Origin of the sequence: Bradyrhizobium viridifuturi (assembly GCF_001238275.1) — a bacterium.
In the GTDB taxonomy this organism is placed as follows: Bacteria; Pseudomonadota; Alphaproteobacteria; order Rhizobiales; family Xanthobacteraceae; genus Bradyrhizobium; species Bradyrhizobium viridifuturi.
Genome location: NZ_LGTB01000068.1, coordinates 13,932 through 28,702, shown reverse-complemented (window position 1 = coordinate 28,702; position 14,771 = coordinate 13,932). Strand labels below are relative to the sequence as shown.

Below are 14,771 nucleotides of genomic sequence, written 5' to 3'. Positions count from 1 at the left end.
GTCGCCTGTCGGCTTGACCTCGTAGACCTTGTCGCCGGCGACGGTGTAGTCGAGCCCGCTGAACGACCAGGTGCCGTCCGCCGCCGTCGTCGTCGCCTGATCGGTGCCGGGGTCGTAGACCCCGTTGCCGTTCTTGTCGATGAAGATGGTCACGCCGGCCAGCGGCGTGTCGTCGGCGGTGATGCCGTTGCCGGTGATGTCGGTGTACTTGGTTCCGGAGATGCTGAAGGTCTGGAAGTTGACGAAATTCTCGTTGGTCAGGTTCTGACCCGAGGTGACGCTGTCCAGATTGATCTGCGCCGGCGTCACGTGAATCCAGCCGGACCGGTCCTCTTCCTTGATCAGGTAGTCGCCCGGCAATAGGCCGGTGAAGGAGTACGAGCCGGTCGCATCGGTCGTGGTCTGCGCCACCTGCTCGCCGGAGTCGGCGATGTTGTTATGGTTGGCGTCATTGTAGAGCGTGATCGTCCAGCCACTGACCGCGGTTTGATCACCGGTTGTCGCGGCGTTGCCGTCCGCGTCCTCGTATTTGTGGCCCGAGATCGAAGCGGTCTGAAGATTTCCGAAATTGTTGTTGTGGCTGACATCTCCTGCGGCCAGCGTAACGACGTAGTCGCCGCCGTTCGGCGCCGTCTGGGTCCATCCGGATTGCGGGACCTCGCGGATCGTGTAGGTGCCGGGCGTGACAAAGAAGCGATAGTAACCGACCTCGTTGGCGTCGTTGCCGGCCACGCCGTCGCCGTTCAGGTCTACGCTGCCCGTCAGGACAGACGGCTCACCTGGATCAAGCACGCCATTGTTGTTGAGGTCGAGATAGACCCTCCAGCCGTTGAGGGCCGGCTCGGTACCGGTCTGCCAAGTATGGTCGCCGTTGAGATCGTCGAATTTGTAGCCGTCGATGACCTGTCCGATCTGCCGGTCCCACTCCTCGAAGCCGTCATTGGTGGTCCACGCACTGGTGCCGGTGTGAGTCGTTCCATTGGTGTCGACATAGCTGTAATCGTACGTGCCCGGTTGGTATCCGAACGCGGAATAGAGATAGACGTAGGCCTGATTCGGATCGAAGGCGCTGATGGGGATCAGGAACGACATATCGGCTGTATTGCCGCTACCCGACTGAAGGCTGCCGTTCAGTCCGATGAATTTGTCGCCACCGGCGTCGAGATTGTAGATCAGCGTGGCGTTGTCCGCCGCCGGGAAGGCGCCCGTGCCCTGGGCCGGAGTCGCGCCGGGAGCATAGTCGTGCAGATCGCCGACGCTGGCCTGCCAGATCTGCAGCGCATCGAGCGAGAGCAGGATTTTGTCGGACGAATTCAGCTGATTGATGTCGAGCTCAAACCGGTAATATCCGGTACCATTGTGGAATTCGATCGGCAGATTGGCGAGCAGCAGTGAGTGGACGAAATTGGTGCCGCCCTTGGCGGCGTTGTCCAGCAGCGCAGCTCCATTGTAATCGGTGTTGTAGCCCTGCTCCGTGTTGCCATTCGTACTGAGCCGGACGAAGGGATCAAGAAGGCCGGTGCCCGCTCCGACCGTCGTGACGGCGGTCGAGAAGATGGCGGCGACAGAGCCGCTCGTAATGGTCTGCGTGTCCTGGAATGTGAGATTGATGAACTGTGTCGCGTCGGTAAAGCCGGTTGTCGCCATCAAGCCGGTCGTCGCGTCCGACGCCGTGAGCAGGAAGCTTTGGTTCAGCGCGTCAGAGTTGACGTACCATGAGGTCGTGATGCTGCCATTGACGATGCCGTCAAGATCGCCGGGACCACCATCCGTCACCGTCCACGGCGTGCTACCGCTGAGCGTCGCACCCAATTGATCGTCGGCGGTGCCCCAAATGCCATCCGGACCGGGACCGATCGTGTGCCAGACCGTGAACTGGATGGAGCCGCCTTTCGTCACGTTCCACGCTGTGAAATTCGCCGTCGATCCAGGAGCGTAGTCCGACAGGTTTGTGCTGACCGAGAGCGGATCGTCGCTGACGACGTAGGTGCCACTGACGGGATCATATTTGTACGTCGGCATAATTATCTCCCTGCATCCATCACGGCATTTCGCAGTGTGGTCGCACTTCCATGCTGAAAGGTACGATCAGTTCGATATCGACGCGCAACCGCAGCCCCCGCGGAAGCGTATGCTCCGCGACTCCGCAAACTCAGCAAAAGCAATCGTTTAGAAGTTCGTCGGCCCTAACGGGCCCCGCAATTCCAAGGTCATTCCAAATCAATCATCAGGCTACCCTCCCGGGTGCACTGCAATGTCCGCCAGCGACTCGCATTCGATGCCGCGGGCGCATCAACACGATGCCCACGGCAGCAGCCGCATCCAACCAGTGTTACTTGCACGCCAAACAAAAAAAGCCGGACACGCCGATCAGGCACTGTCCAGCCTCTCTATGACGACTTACCCCGACGAGACATTACGCAACCTTTGACTTTAATTGCAGTCCCACCACGGCGGGGCACAGCCTACAGCTCGCGTATTATGTCAATAGCTAAACATCCCTGTTTCTAATTGTAAACTATTTTTTAAGCAGTGCTCGGCGAGCCAAAACTTACGGCGGCACTCCGACTTGGTCATTGCTTGAAAGCTAGGGGGCAACATGCGGCCAGGATCGTCGACAACGTATCGAGGCCGGCGCCGGACGGAATCCCGATCGATCCGAGTGAGCCTGTGCAAGGTGCGCCTGCTTACGGCTGATTATTCGGCGGCCGCTCGATGAACTTCCGGCTGCCGTTGAGCAGCTCGAGGTTGTTGGCGATGACCGGGTTGCCCGGATCGAGCGAATACGCCTTCTCGAACTTGCGCCGCGCGCCGCTCAGATTGCCGCGCAGCATGAGGGAATATCCCTGGTCGTTCAGGATCTGCACGGTTTCGCCGCCAATCCGGATCGCCTGCGCGTAGGCCTGATCGGCAAGATCGAAGCGGCGCAACTTGTCATAGCTCGCCGCAAGCCCGACCCACGCCGTGACGTCCTTGGGCGCCTTCTCCACCGCATCCTTGAAATAGCGCTGGGAGATGCCGTAGTTGCCGCGATTGTACTGCTCGAGCCCCAACCGCACCGGCTCGTCCGAGGGATAGTATTTGACGTCGGTCGGCTCCTGCACGGGGTCGCCGCCGGGCGGGTCCACCGGCGCGACGATCGCAGCTTCCCGCGTCGTGTAGTCGCAAGCCCCAAGGCCGGTCGCCAGGCCGCAGCAGAGCAACGCCGGCGCGAGACGACGCAACCCTCGTCCCGTTCCCCAAGTCCAGCGCATCTCTTGCCCCATTCGAAACATCATCGCAAAACTACCTACGAGAAACAGACCGCGCGACCGAAACACCGAGGCCAGCGCAGAAACCAACGTCGCACTTCCCTTTCGAGCCCTTCCCCGGCATCTGGCCCCCGCCGCCGGGTCAGCTCACTGCTACTTGCCCCCAACCCCGACGGCCACCGAGCCACCGGTCCCGGCTCCCAATCCGGTCGTGTTGACATTCTGAATCGTGGTGACCGGCGGCGCCTGACCCATCGCCTTGGTCGGTTCGCCGAAGTCGGGCAGCTGATCGACCGGCCGTGACGTGGTGCCGTAGCGCTTCACGCTCTCGGTCGCACGACGTGCGTCATACGCGATCCGGCGATCGCCGACATAGGCCGGCCACGGGTGGATCGTGTGTGTGGCGGCGTTGACCTCCTTGGCATTGCCGGCACTCATCGTGATGGTGTCGGAACGCTGCACGTAGCGGTCCATCTCGTCATGCCCATAAACGCCGTAGCAGCCGCCGAGCAGGAAGGGTGCGAGCAGAGCCAGGTATCTGAAAGACATCTCTCGCCTCCTCTAATTCAGGGTCTTCACGACCGGCTGGTCTGCAGCCGCGGCCGGTGGCGGAGCGCGGACGACCGCATCGGGTGCGATGATGTGGCCATAGGGGCCCTTCACGTCGCCGCCGGAGTTGACGTAATCGTTGTAACGCTTGCGGACTTCCATCTGGCCATTGAGGAAGAAATCGACGTCGTTGGCCGGCAGGCGGGAGTCGAGTGGCGATGCCAGTTGCTGGCCGGGCGCCGCCGGCGCGACCAGGCGCGGCGTCACGATTATGACCAGGTCGGTTTCCTGCTGCTGATAGGACTTGCTGCTGAACAGGCTGCCAAGCACGGGCACCGAGCCGATCCAGGGCAGTTGGGAAACATCCTGCTGGTTCCGGGTCTGCAGCAGGCCGGCGATGGCAAAGCTCTGGCCATCGCGCAGCTCGACCGTGGTGCGTGCGTCGCGGCGGGTTAGTGACGGGACGTTGGTGCCCTGGATCGTGACCGTATTGCTGAAGTCGAGCTCGCTGACCGAGGGCTCGACGCGGAGGTTGATCAGGCCGCGCGAGAGCACGGTCGGGACGAAGGCGAGCTCGACGCCGAACTTCTTGTACTCGATCGCCACGGTCGGGAAACCGTTCGACGACTGGCTTGGGACCGGCACCGGAAATTCGCCACCGGCCAGGAAGCGCGCGGCATCACCGGAGAGCGTGGTCAGGTTCGGCTCAGCCAGCCGGCGCGCCAGTCCCTTGGTTTCCAGCGCGGTGATCAGAAGATCCACCGAACTGCCGTTGCTGGTCCGAAGGATGCTGGTCAGCAGGCTTCCGAACGGCGCCGGAGACACGCCGCCGGCAGAACCGACAAGCGTTCCGATCGTTCCCAGCACAGGAAGGCTGCCGGTGGGAGCGGCGCCGACTGGACCGCCGCCGGCACCGAACTGGCCATTGTTGGTGTTGATGCCACCAATGGGAGCTCGGCCGGCGGCCGCAACGCCACCCTGCCCCGAAATGCCGATGTTGGTGCCGTTGGCGTTGGCCGCCATCAGGTTCACACCGAGGTCGCGCCCCGCCTGGCGGCTGACCTCGAGGAAGCGCACCTCGAGCATGACCTGCTGCGGCGCAGCGACGCTCATCGCGTTGACGACGATGCCGCCCTCAGGAACGCTACCCTTGGCAATCGCCAGCGCCTTCTCCGCGACGACCGCGTCGGCGGCCATGCCGCTCAACACCACCTGGCCTTCGGACGCCGATACGCGAATGCCGCGCGTTCCCGTGCCGGACTGAATGTTCTGCTGCAGATTGCCGATATCGAACGTCACCTCGACGTCGAGGATGCCGATCTGCTTCATCGAGCTGTCGAACAGGATGACGTTGGTGGTGCCGGTCTTCTTGCCCTGGACATAGACCAGATGGTCACTCAGCGACTTGACGTCGGCGATGTCGGGCGAGCCGGCGACGATCGTCGAAAATGCCGTGTCGACCCTGAAGGTCCGTGACTTGTTGACGGTCACCTTGACGCGCTGGACGTCGCTCATCTCGCTGACGAAGACGCCGCTGGACGACGGAGCCCGCCGCTCCGCGGCGGCAGCTGGATCAGCGAAATGAAACAGGGCAACCGCAGCGCCAAACGCCATCGCGCTCAAGGCGACCAGCCCAAGTCCCGCATCAACCGAAACGCGACTTCCCATCATGCCAATCCCCTTCGCCGCGTCTCCGCGACGATCCCCCGTAAACCTACGACCTCGGCGTCCCGATCACTCCAGCTCGTGCACCACGCCGTAGAGCTTACAGTCTGTCCGACTACAAATAGTTACTCGCGAAATTCCCATTCCTGGCGTGTCGAGCTGAACCAAGACGCAGTTCGCTCCGTGATCCCCACCCGCCAGGCCGCTAATGGCGGCAACTGATCATCCCCCGCCGCGCGTCCTGATTGCAAGGAAAGAGCCCGGCCGGGCAGCGCTGATCCCAGAGAAAACTGCCCGATGTTGCCAGGGTGCACCACTTCCGTAGCCCGGTTGGGTTATTTGCGGGCGCGCCCAATGGCGCGGATGTCCGGGCGGCTGCCTGCCCGAACGATCCAGCCCCGGCCTGCCTCGAATCGGGCTTCTCAGAACGGAATCTGGGTGGTCACGCTCGGCGCGTTGAGCGTGGTGCCCCAGATCGGCATCATCATCTGGAAGTTGGGCGAAGATGCCGTCACGACGATTGGACTGCTCGTCACCGCCGGGGCGCTCAAGGTCGGCGTGAGGCCACCGGCATACAGGAAGGGGGCCACGGCCTGCTTCGCCGCATCCGTCGGCAGCGGATCGCCCGAGCAGGTGGTCGGCGCATTCTTCAGGATGACGGCGTTGGTATAGCAATTGATCATGATCGTCCGGGCGCCCGCGTTCGCGAGCATGCGTAGCGATTGCAGGGTGATCGCGTAGCGGCCCAGATCGAACACCGCGAAGAGCGTGAGGCACAGCGGCACGAACACGAGGCAGAACTCCAACGCTGCCACGCCGCGCTGATCGAGCCTCCTCATCACTGCACCAACTGCACGTATTGGGGGGTCGAGGGCACAGTGCTCGTCGGACACCCGTTGCTGTTGAATGAGGCGTTGCCGTTGAACGCGATCGACTTGGCGATCAGCTCGCCACAGCCATTTCCGCCGCCCAGGTCGATCGTCGGGTTGCCTTGGAACGTCACATCCGCGTTCGGCGCGTACATCGTTCCACTCAGATTGATGTTGCTGTTGCCTCCAAATTGCACGGCAACGTTGCTGAGATCCCAGATTGCCATGTAAGAAAACAGGCTGGTATAGGTCGACGACTGCAGAACGGTCGGAAGCTGTGAGTTGGTCACCGAGGCGTTGCCCGTGATAGTGATCGTGCCGGTGCCTTTCATGCTGAAGCTGGCGCCTGGCAGCAGGATGAACAGCGCCGTCCCCGAGATCGCCGTACTACCCTTCAACGTCAGCGTTCCGGAGATGAAGTAGACGCCGCCCGTCAGATTGATCGTGCTGTTTCCCGTCAAGGTGACGTTGTTGTTCCTGCAGGGGGTTGACGCACTATAAGCAGTCAGGGTGCCGCTACCCGAGCAGGCGGAGAGCGTCGGCAACGTCACGCTGTCCAGCGCTGAGAACGGATTGGTGACCGGCGGCATGTAGGTGTACGCGGTGTTGCAGAAGGTTGAGCTCCCCGTGCAGCCGCCGGCGGCCGACAGTGAGCCGAGATTCATCGACATCCCGCCGCCGGTGAAGTCGAGCGCGTTGCTGGCGGCATCGTTCGACGCCATGCCGCAGTTCGGCGCATTGATGTTCGGGCTGCCCTGGAAACCGATCGTGCCTGTCAGCGCCAGTGCGCATGGCGGCTTGGCCGCGCCCTGCACCTTGGCGACCGCGATCGCGCCGATGGTCACGTTGGAAAGCCCGAGCAATTGCGCCAGATACGTCGGTTGGGTCTGGCTGACAGTCGCCTGAACGTAGGTCCCGGGGTTTCCGCCATAAGTCGTCAGCGAAGCAATTGCGACACTCTGCGAGACGCCCGTCGGAAGGCTCGTAGAACAAATAGAGCCTACGTAAGACGTGTCGCCCGAATTGCAGAACGCATTCTGCGCGGCAGACTGCTTGCCGCGAGAGTCGGCCGTGCCCGTCGCGGTGCAGGTCGATCCGGAAGTCAGGCAAGCAGCCTGCAGGCCGCCCGAAAACGCAGCCGCGTCGGCCGCATTCTGCGCGCGCTGCTGGGTGACGTACCAGGACCCCGCCTCGCCTCCGAGAGCGAGAAATCCGATCAACGGAATCATCGCGACCACAGTTGCGAATGCAACGGATCCGCGGCGGCAACGGAGCACATTACGCATGGGACACTCCTATTGAAACCGTTCGGTATAAGGCAACGTGAATTGACAGGAATTGGCATTGCCACTCGTGCACAACACTGACGTCAGCACCATCGGCGTCAGCGTGATGGTCGTGCTGTAGGAATAGTATTTCGGCGACCCGGTGTTGCCGGTGGCGCACAACGTAACGGTGTCACCGCACATCACCTGGATGACTGAAATGGGGTAGCGGGAATCGGCCTTGTTGCGTGCGGTCGTGGACCAGGTCCCGGTGCTCGTCACATCTGTCGGCGGCGAGTACTGGATGGACTGCCCGAACGCGCGCAGCGCATCCCACGCCGATGCGTACTGGTAGAACGCGATCCCGAGATCGGCGAGTGGCACAAGAACGACCAACATCAGGAATAGGTAGACCGACGGCATCTCAAACGCGACGGCGCCGCGCTGGTCGGCGACCAGCAAACGCTTGAGGCTCCTGTCACTTTGCTTGCAAGGCATGGCCGTTCACCAAACGTAGGGAATCAATCTCCAGCGCGATGCCTCGTAGCTGGAATATTCGGGAAGCGTGCGCCGAAGCACGTCCTCCTCGTACAGGATCCGGCTGACCTGGATGCCGATGTGCAGGATCAGCAACGCCACCGTCATCCAGCTCAGATGCTGCAGCACGACTCCGAGAAACACGATCTCTTCCGACAGATAAAGAGGATGCTTGATCCATTTGTACGGGCCGGTCTGCACCACCGAACGTGCCTGCGGCACCAGGCTGAACGACCGTCCCAGATGCCGGACCGTGACGAGGATCATGATCGTGCCGGCCAGCACGCAAACCGTGGATGCGAGGTTAGCCAGCGTCCCTTCGGTCTTTTCGAAGAAGGTGATCGTCCAGGGCCAATAGGTGCCGACAAAGGCCGCGATCCGCGGCAGCAGGCCTTCCGCCTGCGCCTTGGCGGGCCCCCGGGTGAGGACCAGCAGCGCCAGCAGCAGGTAGAACACCGCGACGCAAAGGCTTGACACGATCGATGGCCAGGGCTCGCCACCCATCGATCCGAGCTTGAGCGTGACGACCAGTCCCAGGAGGAGAAACCATGCGCTGCCCAGGATCCGCGTGATCCGATCGTAGGCCAGGCTCGCCGGCAATGTCATTGTACCTGCACTCATGATGCTTGCACTCTTGGCCTAGTGACCGAGGTTGGTGAACGTTCGGATGAGGTGGAGGAACGGGCTTCCGCCCAGGATGACGAACATCGCCGGCAGCAGGAACAACACCATCGGAACGGTGAGCTTGGCGCCCAGCTTGTGCGCCCTCTCCTCCAGCTTGGTGATGCGCTCCCGGCGCAAGTCGGTCGCAATGCTGCGCAACGCCTGGCTCAGCGGCGTGCCGTATTGCAGGCTTTGGCTGACCATGGTGCCGAAACGACGGAGCCCATCCGACGTGACGGCAAGCTTCTCGAACGCCTCCGCACGGGTCGGCAGGATCCGGAGATCATCAAGCAGACCGTGCAACACATGGGCGATCGAGGGATTGGTCTCCCGCATTTCGTCCGCCACGCGTTCCAGCGCGCTCTCCAGGCCCATGCCGGCTTCGCTGCAGACCACGAGCAGGTCGATCATATCGGGCGTGCCCGCGCGAATTGCCGCATCGAAGCGCCGCTTCGTGACCATCAGGATCAGGCGTGGGGCCATGATTCCGACCGCCAGGCCAATGAACGTGAAGATCATCACGTCGCTGAACGGCCTTCCCAGAACTTCCGAGATGGCGAAGGCCGCGATCGGAAGCAGGAACGAGCTCACCATCTTGAAGCCGATCCAGATCGGCAACATCCGATAGTGATTGAAGCCGGCCGATTGCAGGACCAACCGCAGCTCGGCGAGATTTTCCTGCGCGTAGAAGCGCCTGTAGCGCGTGCCGACCGATGAAAGCCACCCGATCAGGTCCTGCGGCGAGTTGGATCGGTCGGGGATGCCCAGCACCGCGTTCGACACGCGCGTGTCCAGGGCGCGGAGATGGAGCTCGCGAATGATCAACAGGAAGGTCGCAGCCGCGACTGCGACGGCGAGCCCCGCCAAACCGACACCGGCCGTCATAGCGACGTTTCCCTTCTCACCATCCAGCGGATGACAAAATGACCCATCACGACCGAACACACTGCGTACGCAAGCAGCATGTTTCCTTGCGGATCGGAGAACAGCAGGTCGACCGACCGCGGATTGATCCAGTAGAGCAGCCCGCCAATGAGCGCCGGCGCGGCCGTGAGGGCGCGCGAGGAGAAGATCACTTCTCCTGCCAGCGCCTTGGCACGGGCCGCCAGCGCGACCCGCTGGCTGACCGTCTCGCCCAGCGTCTGCAGCGTTTCCGCTAGACTGCCGCCGGTCTTCAATTGCACCGCAAGCGTCACTGCGAACATCGCATATTCTGGCACCTGCGTCCGCCGATAGATATCTTCCACGGCTTCCTCAGGCGACCTGCCGAGGTTCAGTTCGCTGCAGACGATGGCGAATTGCCCGGAAGTCGGTTGCGGCATCTCGCGCGCAATGGTGCGGAACGCTTCGTTGACCGGTAACCCCGATCGGACGGTGCTCGTCACCAGTTGGATCGCGTCGGGAAGCTGCTGGAACAGTTGATTTGCGACCCGCCGCTGCTGCCATCCAAACAGGCCGCGCACGACCAGCAAGGCGACGATCGCGGCTGCGGTACCCGCCTTCAGGCCGGAGAATTTCAAGAACTGGTTGGCATAGAGGACCCCGGCCGCCGCGCATGCCGCGGCAAGCAGCACATAGACCGGGCGCACGGCGTACACCATCTGGGGACGGTAGTTGGCCACGCGATCGAGCAGATTCCAACGCGAAGCTTTGGCCGCGCGACGAATGGACACCAAGGTTGCCGCCTGAGCCGTCGGCAGCGCAATCTCGAGCTGGCGATCCATACGCCGCTGTCGCGAATCGAGCCACAGCGTGTTGAGCGTCGCACACAGCAGAAGCGCCAGAACGATGACCAGGGGAGTCGACATCAGATCTGCCTCATCGCATCGGCCCAGGCCCGGTCAAGCCCGTAATAGACGAGGCGGCTCTTGAATTTCGGGACCGCGTTGGTGGACCTGTAGGTGCCTGAAATCCGCCCGTGAATGTCCTCGTCCTTGTACTCGAACAGCGCAATGTCATTGGTGGTGATCACCTCGCCCTCGAGGCCGATCACCTCGCTGACCTGGACGATGCGGCGCTGACCGTCCCGCATGCGCTCGACCTGCACGATGAGATCCAGCGCGGCGACGATCTGGGAGCGGATCGCACGCGAGGGCAGATTGACCTGCCCCATCTGCACCATGTTTTCCACGCGGGTCAGGGCATCGCGCGTGCTGTTGGCGTGCACGGTGGAGATCGATCCGTCATGACCGGTGTTCATCGCCTGCAGCATGTCGAATGCCTCGGCGCCGCGCACCTCGCCCACGACGATGCGGTCCGGCCGCATACGCAACGCGTTCCACAACAGATCGCGCTGGTTCACCTGTCCCGTGCCTTCGAGGCTCGGCGGCCGGGTCTCCAGGCTGATCACATGCGGCTGCTGCAGCTGGAGCTCGGCCGCGTCCTCGATCGTGACGATGCGCTCGCTGTGGTCGATGAACTGGCTCAAGGCGTTCAGCAAGGTCGTCTTGCCCGAACCGGTGCCGCCGGAGACCAGCACGTTTAGCCGACAACGCGAGGCGATCTCGAGCAGCTGGCCAAGCGCCGCGTTCATCGTTCCGTTCTCGATCATCGCGGTGATGTTGTAGCGCCGGCTAGGGAACTTGCGGATCGAGATGCACGGGCTGTGGATGGCCAGCGGCGGCAGGATGATGTTGACGCGGCTGCCGTCAGGCAGACGGCAGTCCACCATCGGGCTGGATTCGTCGACGCGGCGGCCGACCTGCGAGGCGATCTTCTGCGCGACGGAGGCGATGTGGTCATTGTCGCGAAACCGGACCGCTACCCGCTCCAGCTTGCCGGCCCGCTCGACATAGACGTTGCTCGGCCCGTTGATCATAATGTCGTTGATCGTTTCGTCGAGCAGCAGCGGACGAAGCGGCCCGTAGCCGGTCATGTCGTCGGCGATTTCCTCGGCCAAGAAGAGCTGCTCGCGGCCCGACAGTTCGAGCCGTTCCTGGTTGGCGATGCCGTGGATGATTTCCTCAATCTGCCGCCGCAGCACGTCGCGGGAAACTGTCGTCGCCACCGCCGGCTCGATCTGCTCGATCACCCGTTCGCGCAGCGATGCCGGCATCACCGGATGGTGTGAAGGCTCTTCACGCTTCGGCGCCGACGCAAACAGGCTGGGCGGCGATGGCGCCGCGCCTGGTTCCACGGGCGGCAAAGCCGGCGGGGCCGGCTGCACGCTTGCTGCCGGGGGCGGCGCGACGAGCACCGCACCGGGCATCCGCACCGGCATTTCATCTGCGCGCCTGCCGAACTTCTTCATAGCCCGAGCCACCTCTTCCAGCCGGCCTTCTTGTTGGCGCCGACGCCGGTGATCTCCCGTACGATCGGAGCCAGGTGACGCCGCAACCCGGATACGTGTTTGAGCGCGGGAACGCCGAGGTTGACCGCCTGGGTCATGCCCTTGCCGAGATCGGGGATCACCATGTCGGGCTCGGCGCCAAGCGCCTTTACGATCGTCGCCCTGGGCAGGCCGCCAGGCCGGCCGGCACGGTTGAGCAACGTGAAGACCCGGTCCTTGCCCGCGATGTTGGTGACGGCGTTGCGAAGCGCGTGCGCGTTGCGCAGGCCGGTCACCTCGGCCTCCAGCAGCACCAGCACGTGACGCGACATCTGGATCACCGGATAGATCGATGCCGGGAACGGCACCGGCACGTCGACCACGACGTAGTTGAACCGCTGGCGCAGCAAGCCCAGCACGTGCCGCACGCCTGCCTCGGTGATGTCGAGCTTGGCGTCGAGATCTTCGTCGCCGGCGATCAAGCAAACCCGATCGTTCACCTCGATCGCCGTGCGCTCCAGAAACAGCGTGTCGGCCCGCATCGGATTTTCGAGCGCGATGCGCAAACCGGGCCCAGGACGGACACCCAGCATCACCGCGGTTTCGCCATTCTGCAGATGCAGGTCGAGCAGCGCGACCTTGGCCTTGGTGGTTTCGGCCAGTTGCAGCGCGAGATTGATCGCAACGCTGGTTGCGCCGGCGCCGCCCTGTGCGCCGCAGATCGAGACCACGTGCCCGCCGCGGTCGTTCTGGACGGGAGCGGCGTCGCCGATCAGTTTCGGACGCAGCTGGTCCAGCACGATATCCCGGGTGATCGGAGTCGGAAGATACTCGGTAAGGCCGATCTCCATCAGCTCGCGGTAGAAGGTGATCTCCCTGTTATCGCCAATCAGGGCCACCTTCACGTCGGGCGGACAGACGCTGGCGAGGCGCTCCAGCTCGGTGAAGGGATCATCCAGCCCGCTGATGTCGGTCACCAGCGCGTACAGATCGGTATCGGTCTCGAGCATCCGTGTCGCATGCCGGATGGTGCCACGCCGGATCACCAGATTGCTTCCGTCCAGACCCTTGCGCAGGGCTGCCGCGCTCAGTTCGTCGTTCACGAAGCAGACGATACGGTTACGCGCAACAAGGGACGTCGTCGTCTCTTCGGGCGGATCAACCATTGCCATGTTCACACTCATCAACGTTTCTCCGCCCCTTTGACAAGGTCGCTGGCCGCCGCTGTCGTCTGAGCCTCGAGCGGGGACGGCCCATCGCATCCTGCACGGTAGTCGTCGTCCGCATCCTGCTTCCTGACCGAGTATTGCTTCATTCCACTGCTGGAATAGATCGCCACCGTGGTGCTCTGGCCGGCAACCGCACTCTGACGCGCCAGCTCGGGCGAGACATCGCAGCTCGATGTCGCACCTGTGTCGGCCTTGTCCCACTGCTCCGCCGCAGCGCGAACGACGAGCGACAGCGTTCCAAGCTGCTTTGCGACGGCGACCTTCTTGACCTGCTCCGGCTTGAGCTCCAGCGAAACGGTTTGCGCGGTCTTGCCGACGACGGCGTTGCTGACGGGACGGCCGCCCTGTGCAATCTCCTGGTCGATCGCGATGACGCGCACATTGGACAGAACGGTCTCGCTGACTGCGCGCTTCACCGGATCCGCCTTCTCGAACACCTGGGTCAGCACCACGTCGACATTGTCGCCAGGCCTGATCAGACCCGAGACGCCGGTTTCCTCGTCGACCTTGATGCTGATCGCACGGCTGTCCGGCGCCAGCACGCTGGCGAGGAAGCCACGATCCTTCGGACGCAGGATGTCCTCCAGGGTGATGGCGCTGCCGGCGTCGACGAACTTGCGGACCAGAGAACCGGGAAGTCCGGCCTTGCTGTCAGGCGTTTCGAGGATTGCCCCTGCCGGGACAGCGTTCGGCGCCGCCTGGCGCACCGCGAAATCCTCGTCCCGCGCCAGCGTCCCCTTCGACAGCGGACGTGTCGCAACGAAGTAGCCGACGGTCGCCGACGGCGCCACCGGCGCCACCTGCTTTTCCGCTACCTCGGCGACAACCACGTCTTTGCGGTTCGCGTTGTAGGCAATGATCCCGAGTGCCGTAGCCGCGAGCAGCAGCACCATGATGATCGAGACGCGCAAGGCGGACGACATGTCAAAATCCTTTGCTCAAAATAGCCCAGATACCGCCGCATGCGATGGCGACCCCGTAGGGCAGCGGTGCATGTCTCAAATGACGCCAACGCTCGACCGCATAGACCCTTCGCGCAAGCGAGGATCCGGCGGGCGCCAGCCTCGGATATGGCAGACGGCGCATCATCAAATGCACTGCGGCCAGAGCGCCACCGGCCAATGCAGTTACAGTCAGCAATTCAATCACGCCGGCGAGCGGGAGACCGATCGCCAGGGCAACCAGCAGTTTGAGATCGCCGCCGCCGATCATTCCCTGCTGGTAGATCACGAACAGCACCAGAAACAGGATTGCAGCAACGATCAGCGACTGGCCAATCTGCATCGGACCGGCCAGCTGACCAACGATCCCGAGGAACGCCAGTGCCAGACAAACTTCGTTTCGGATCAACCGTGTCGCGATATCGATCGTTGCGACATAGAACAACAATGCGACTTCCAGACACGAGGTCGTGGACGCAATCCAATTCATAAAATATACGCCTCAGAAAATAGCGGGGGCATAGAATAATGCCC

The 14,771-nt window shown here is 62.8% G+C and carries 14 protein-coding genes; all 14 read right to left on the bottom strand.

The features are described 5' to 3' along the window. Positions 1–2,022: SdrD B-like domain-containing protein (locus tag ALC15_RS38685; RefSeq protein WP_200914743.1), on the bottom strand; the 2,022-nt coding region annotated here is incomplete at its 3' end. Between the two features lie 665 nt (positions 2,023–2,687). Next, entirely contained in the window at positions 2,688–3,254 is a 567-nt protein-coding gene (locus ALC15_RS38680) for a tetratricopeptide repeat protein (protein WP_094194392.1), read from the bottom strand. 150 nt (positions 3,255–3,404) lie between these two features. Continuing rightward, entirely contained in the window at positions 3,405–3,800 is a 396-nt protein-coding gene (locus ALC15_RS38675) for a hypothetical protein (RefSeq protein ID WP_050631811.1), read from the bottom strand. A gap of 12 nt (positions 3,801–3,812) precedes the next feature. After that, a complete protein-coding gene (locus ALC15_RS38670) occupies positions 3,813–5,471 on the bottom strand; it encodes a type II and III secretion system protein family protein (protein ID WP_050631810.1) in 1,659 nt (552 codons plus the stop codon). Positions 5,472–5,887: 416 nt separating this feature from the next. Next, complete coding sequence (locus tag ALC15_RS38665; protein WP_283806332.1) at positions 5,888–6,304, bottom strand: TadE/TadG family type IV pilus assembly protein; 417 nt, start codon at positions 6,302–6,304, stop codon at positions 5,888–5,890. Continuing rightward, positions 6,304–7,620 carry a pilus assembly protein TadG-related protein gene (locus tag ALC15_RS38660; RefSeq protein ID WP_094194391.1) on the bottom strand — a complete coding sequence of 439 codons (1,317 nt, stop codon included), beginning with the start codon at positions 7,618–7,620 and terminating at the stop codon, positions 6,304–6,306. The genes ALC15_RS38665 and ALC15_RS38660 overlap by 1 nt, the downstream gene beginning before the upstream one ends. 9 nt (positions 7,621–7,629) lie before the next feature. Further along, positions 7,630–8,061: a hypothetical protein gene (locus ALC15_RS38655; protein WP_128089722.1), complete on the bottom strand. Its 432-nt coding sequence runs from the start codon at positions 8,059–8,061 to the stop codon at positions 7,630–7,632. Positions 8,062–8,103: 42 nt separating this feature from the next. Beyond that, a complete protein-coding gene (locus ALC15_RS38650) occupies positions 8,104–8,757 on the bottom strand; it encodes a methyltransferase family protein (RefSeq protein WP_050631806.1) in 654 nt (217 codons plus the stop codon). 18 nt (positions 8,758–8,775) lie between these two features. Further along, complete coding sequence (locus tag ALC15_RS38645; RefSeq protein WP_050631805.1) at positions 8,776–9,684, bottom strand: type II secretion system F family protein; 909 nt, start codon at positions 9,682–9,684, stop codon at positions 8,776–8,778. Beyond that, positions 9,681–10,607 (bottom strand): type II secretion system F family protein, encoded by a 927-nt coding sequence (locus ALC15_RS38640; RefSeq protein WP_050631804.1) that lies wholly within the window; start codon positions 10,605–10,607, stop codon positions 9,681–9,683. Before ALC15_RS38640 ends, ALC15_RS38645 begins: the two co-directional genes overlap by 4 nt. After that, positions 10,607–12,049 carry an ATPase, T2SS/T4P/T4SS family gene (locus ALC15_RS38635; protein ID WP_050631803.1) on the bottom strand — a complete coding sequence of 481 codons (1,443 nt, stop codon included), beginning with the start codon at positions 12,047–12,049 and terminating at the stop codon, positions 10,607–10,609. The genes ALC15_RS38640 and ALC15_RS38635 overlap by 1 nt, the downstream gene beginning before the upstream one ends. Continuing rightward, positions 12,046–13,239, bottom strand: coding sequence for a CpaE/TadZ family protein (locus ALC15_RS38630; RefSeq protein ID WP_244486454.1), 1,194 nt, complete (start codon positions 13,237–13,239; stop codon positions 12,046–12,048). Before ALC15_RS38630 ends, ALC15_RS38635 begins: the two co-directional genes overlap by 4 nt. Positions 13,240–13,250: 11 nt before the next feature. Continuing rightward, positions 13,251–14,219 carry a Flp pilus assembly protein CpaB gene (gene cpaB / locus ALC15_RS38625; protein WP_050631802.1) on the bottom strand — a complete coding sequence of 323 codons (969 nt, stop codon included), beginning with the start codon at positions 14,217–14,219 and terminating at the stop codon, positions 13,251–13,253. A gap of 1 nt (position 14,220) precedes the next feature. Then, entirely contained in the window at positions 14,221–14,727 is a 507-nt protein-coding gene (locus ALC15_RS38620; protein ID WP_050631801.1) for an A24 family peptidase, read from the bottom strand. Between the last annotated feature and the right edge of the window lie 44 nt (positions 14,728–14,771).

Bases quoted from the DNA above. Each gene is read 5' to 3' on its own strand.
- ALC15_RS38680 (WP_094194392.1), bottom strand. From the start codon at position 3,254: ATGCGCTGGACTTGGGGAACGGGACGAGGGTTGCGTCGTCTCGCGCCG.
- ALC15_RS38675 (WP_050631811.1), bottom strand. From the start codon at position 3,800: ATGTCTTTCAGATACCTGGCTCTGCTCGCACCCTTCCTGCTCGGCGGC.
- ALC15_RS38670 (WP_050631810.1), bottom strand. From the start codon at position 5,471: ATGATGGGAAGTCGCGTTTCGGTTGATGCGGGACTTGGGCTGGTCGCC.
- ALC15_RS38665 (WP_283806332.1), bottom strand. From the start codon at position 6,304: ATGAGGAGGCTCGATCAGCGCGGCGTGGCAGCGTTGGAGTTCTGCCTC.
- ALC15_RS38660 (WP_094194391.1), bottom strand. From the start codon at position 7,620: ATGCGTAATGTGCTCCGTTGCCGCCGCGGATCCGTTGCATTCGCAACT.
- ALC15_RS38650 (WP_050631806.1), bottom strand. From the start codon at position 8,757: ATGAGTGCAGGTACAATGACATTGCCGGCGAGCCTGGCCTACGATCGG.
- ALC15_RS38645 (WP_050631805.1), bottom strand. From the start codon at position 9,684: ATGACGGCCGGTGTCGGTTTGGCGGGGCTCGCCGTCGCAGTCGCGGCT.
- ALC15_RS38640 (WP_050631804.1), bottom strand. From the start codon at position 10,607: ATGTCGACTCCCCTGGTCATCGTTCTGGCGCTTCTGCTGTGTGCGACG.
- ALC15_RS38635 (WP_050631803.1), bottom strand. From the start codon at position 12,049: ATGAAGAAGTTCGGCAGGCGCGCAGATGAAATGCCGGTGCGGATGCCC.
- ALC15_RS38630 (WP_244486454.1), bottom strand. From the start codon at position 13,239: ATGGCAATGGTTGATCCGCCCGAAGAGACGACGACGTCCCTTGTTGCG.
- cpaB (WP_050631802.1), bottom strand. From the start codon at position 14,219: ATGTCGTCCGCCTTGCGCGTCTCGATCATCATGGTGCTGCTGCTCGCG.
- ALC15_RS38620 (WP_050631801.1), bottom strand. From the start codon at position 14,727: ATGAATTGGATTGCGTCCACGACCTCGTGTCTGGAAGTCGCATTGTTG.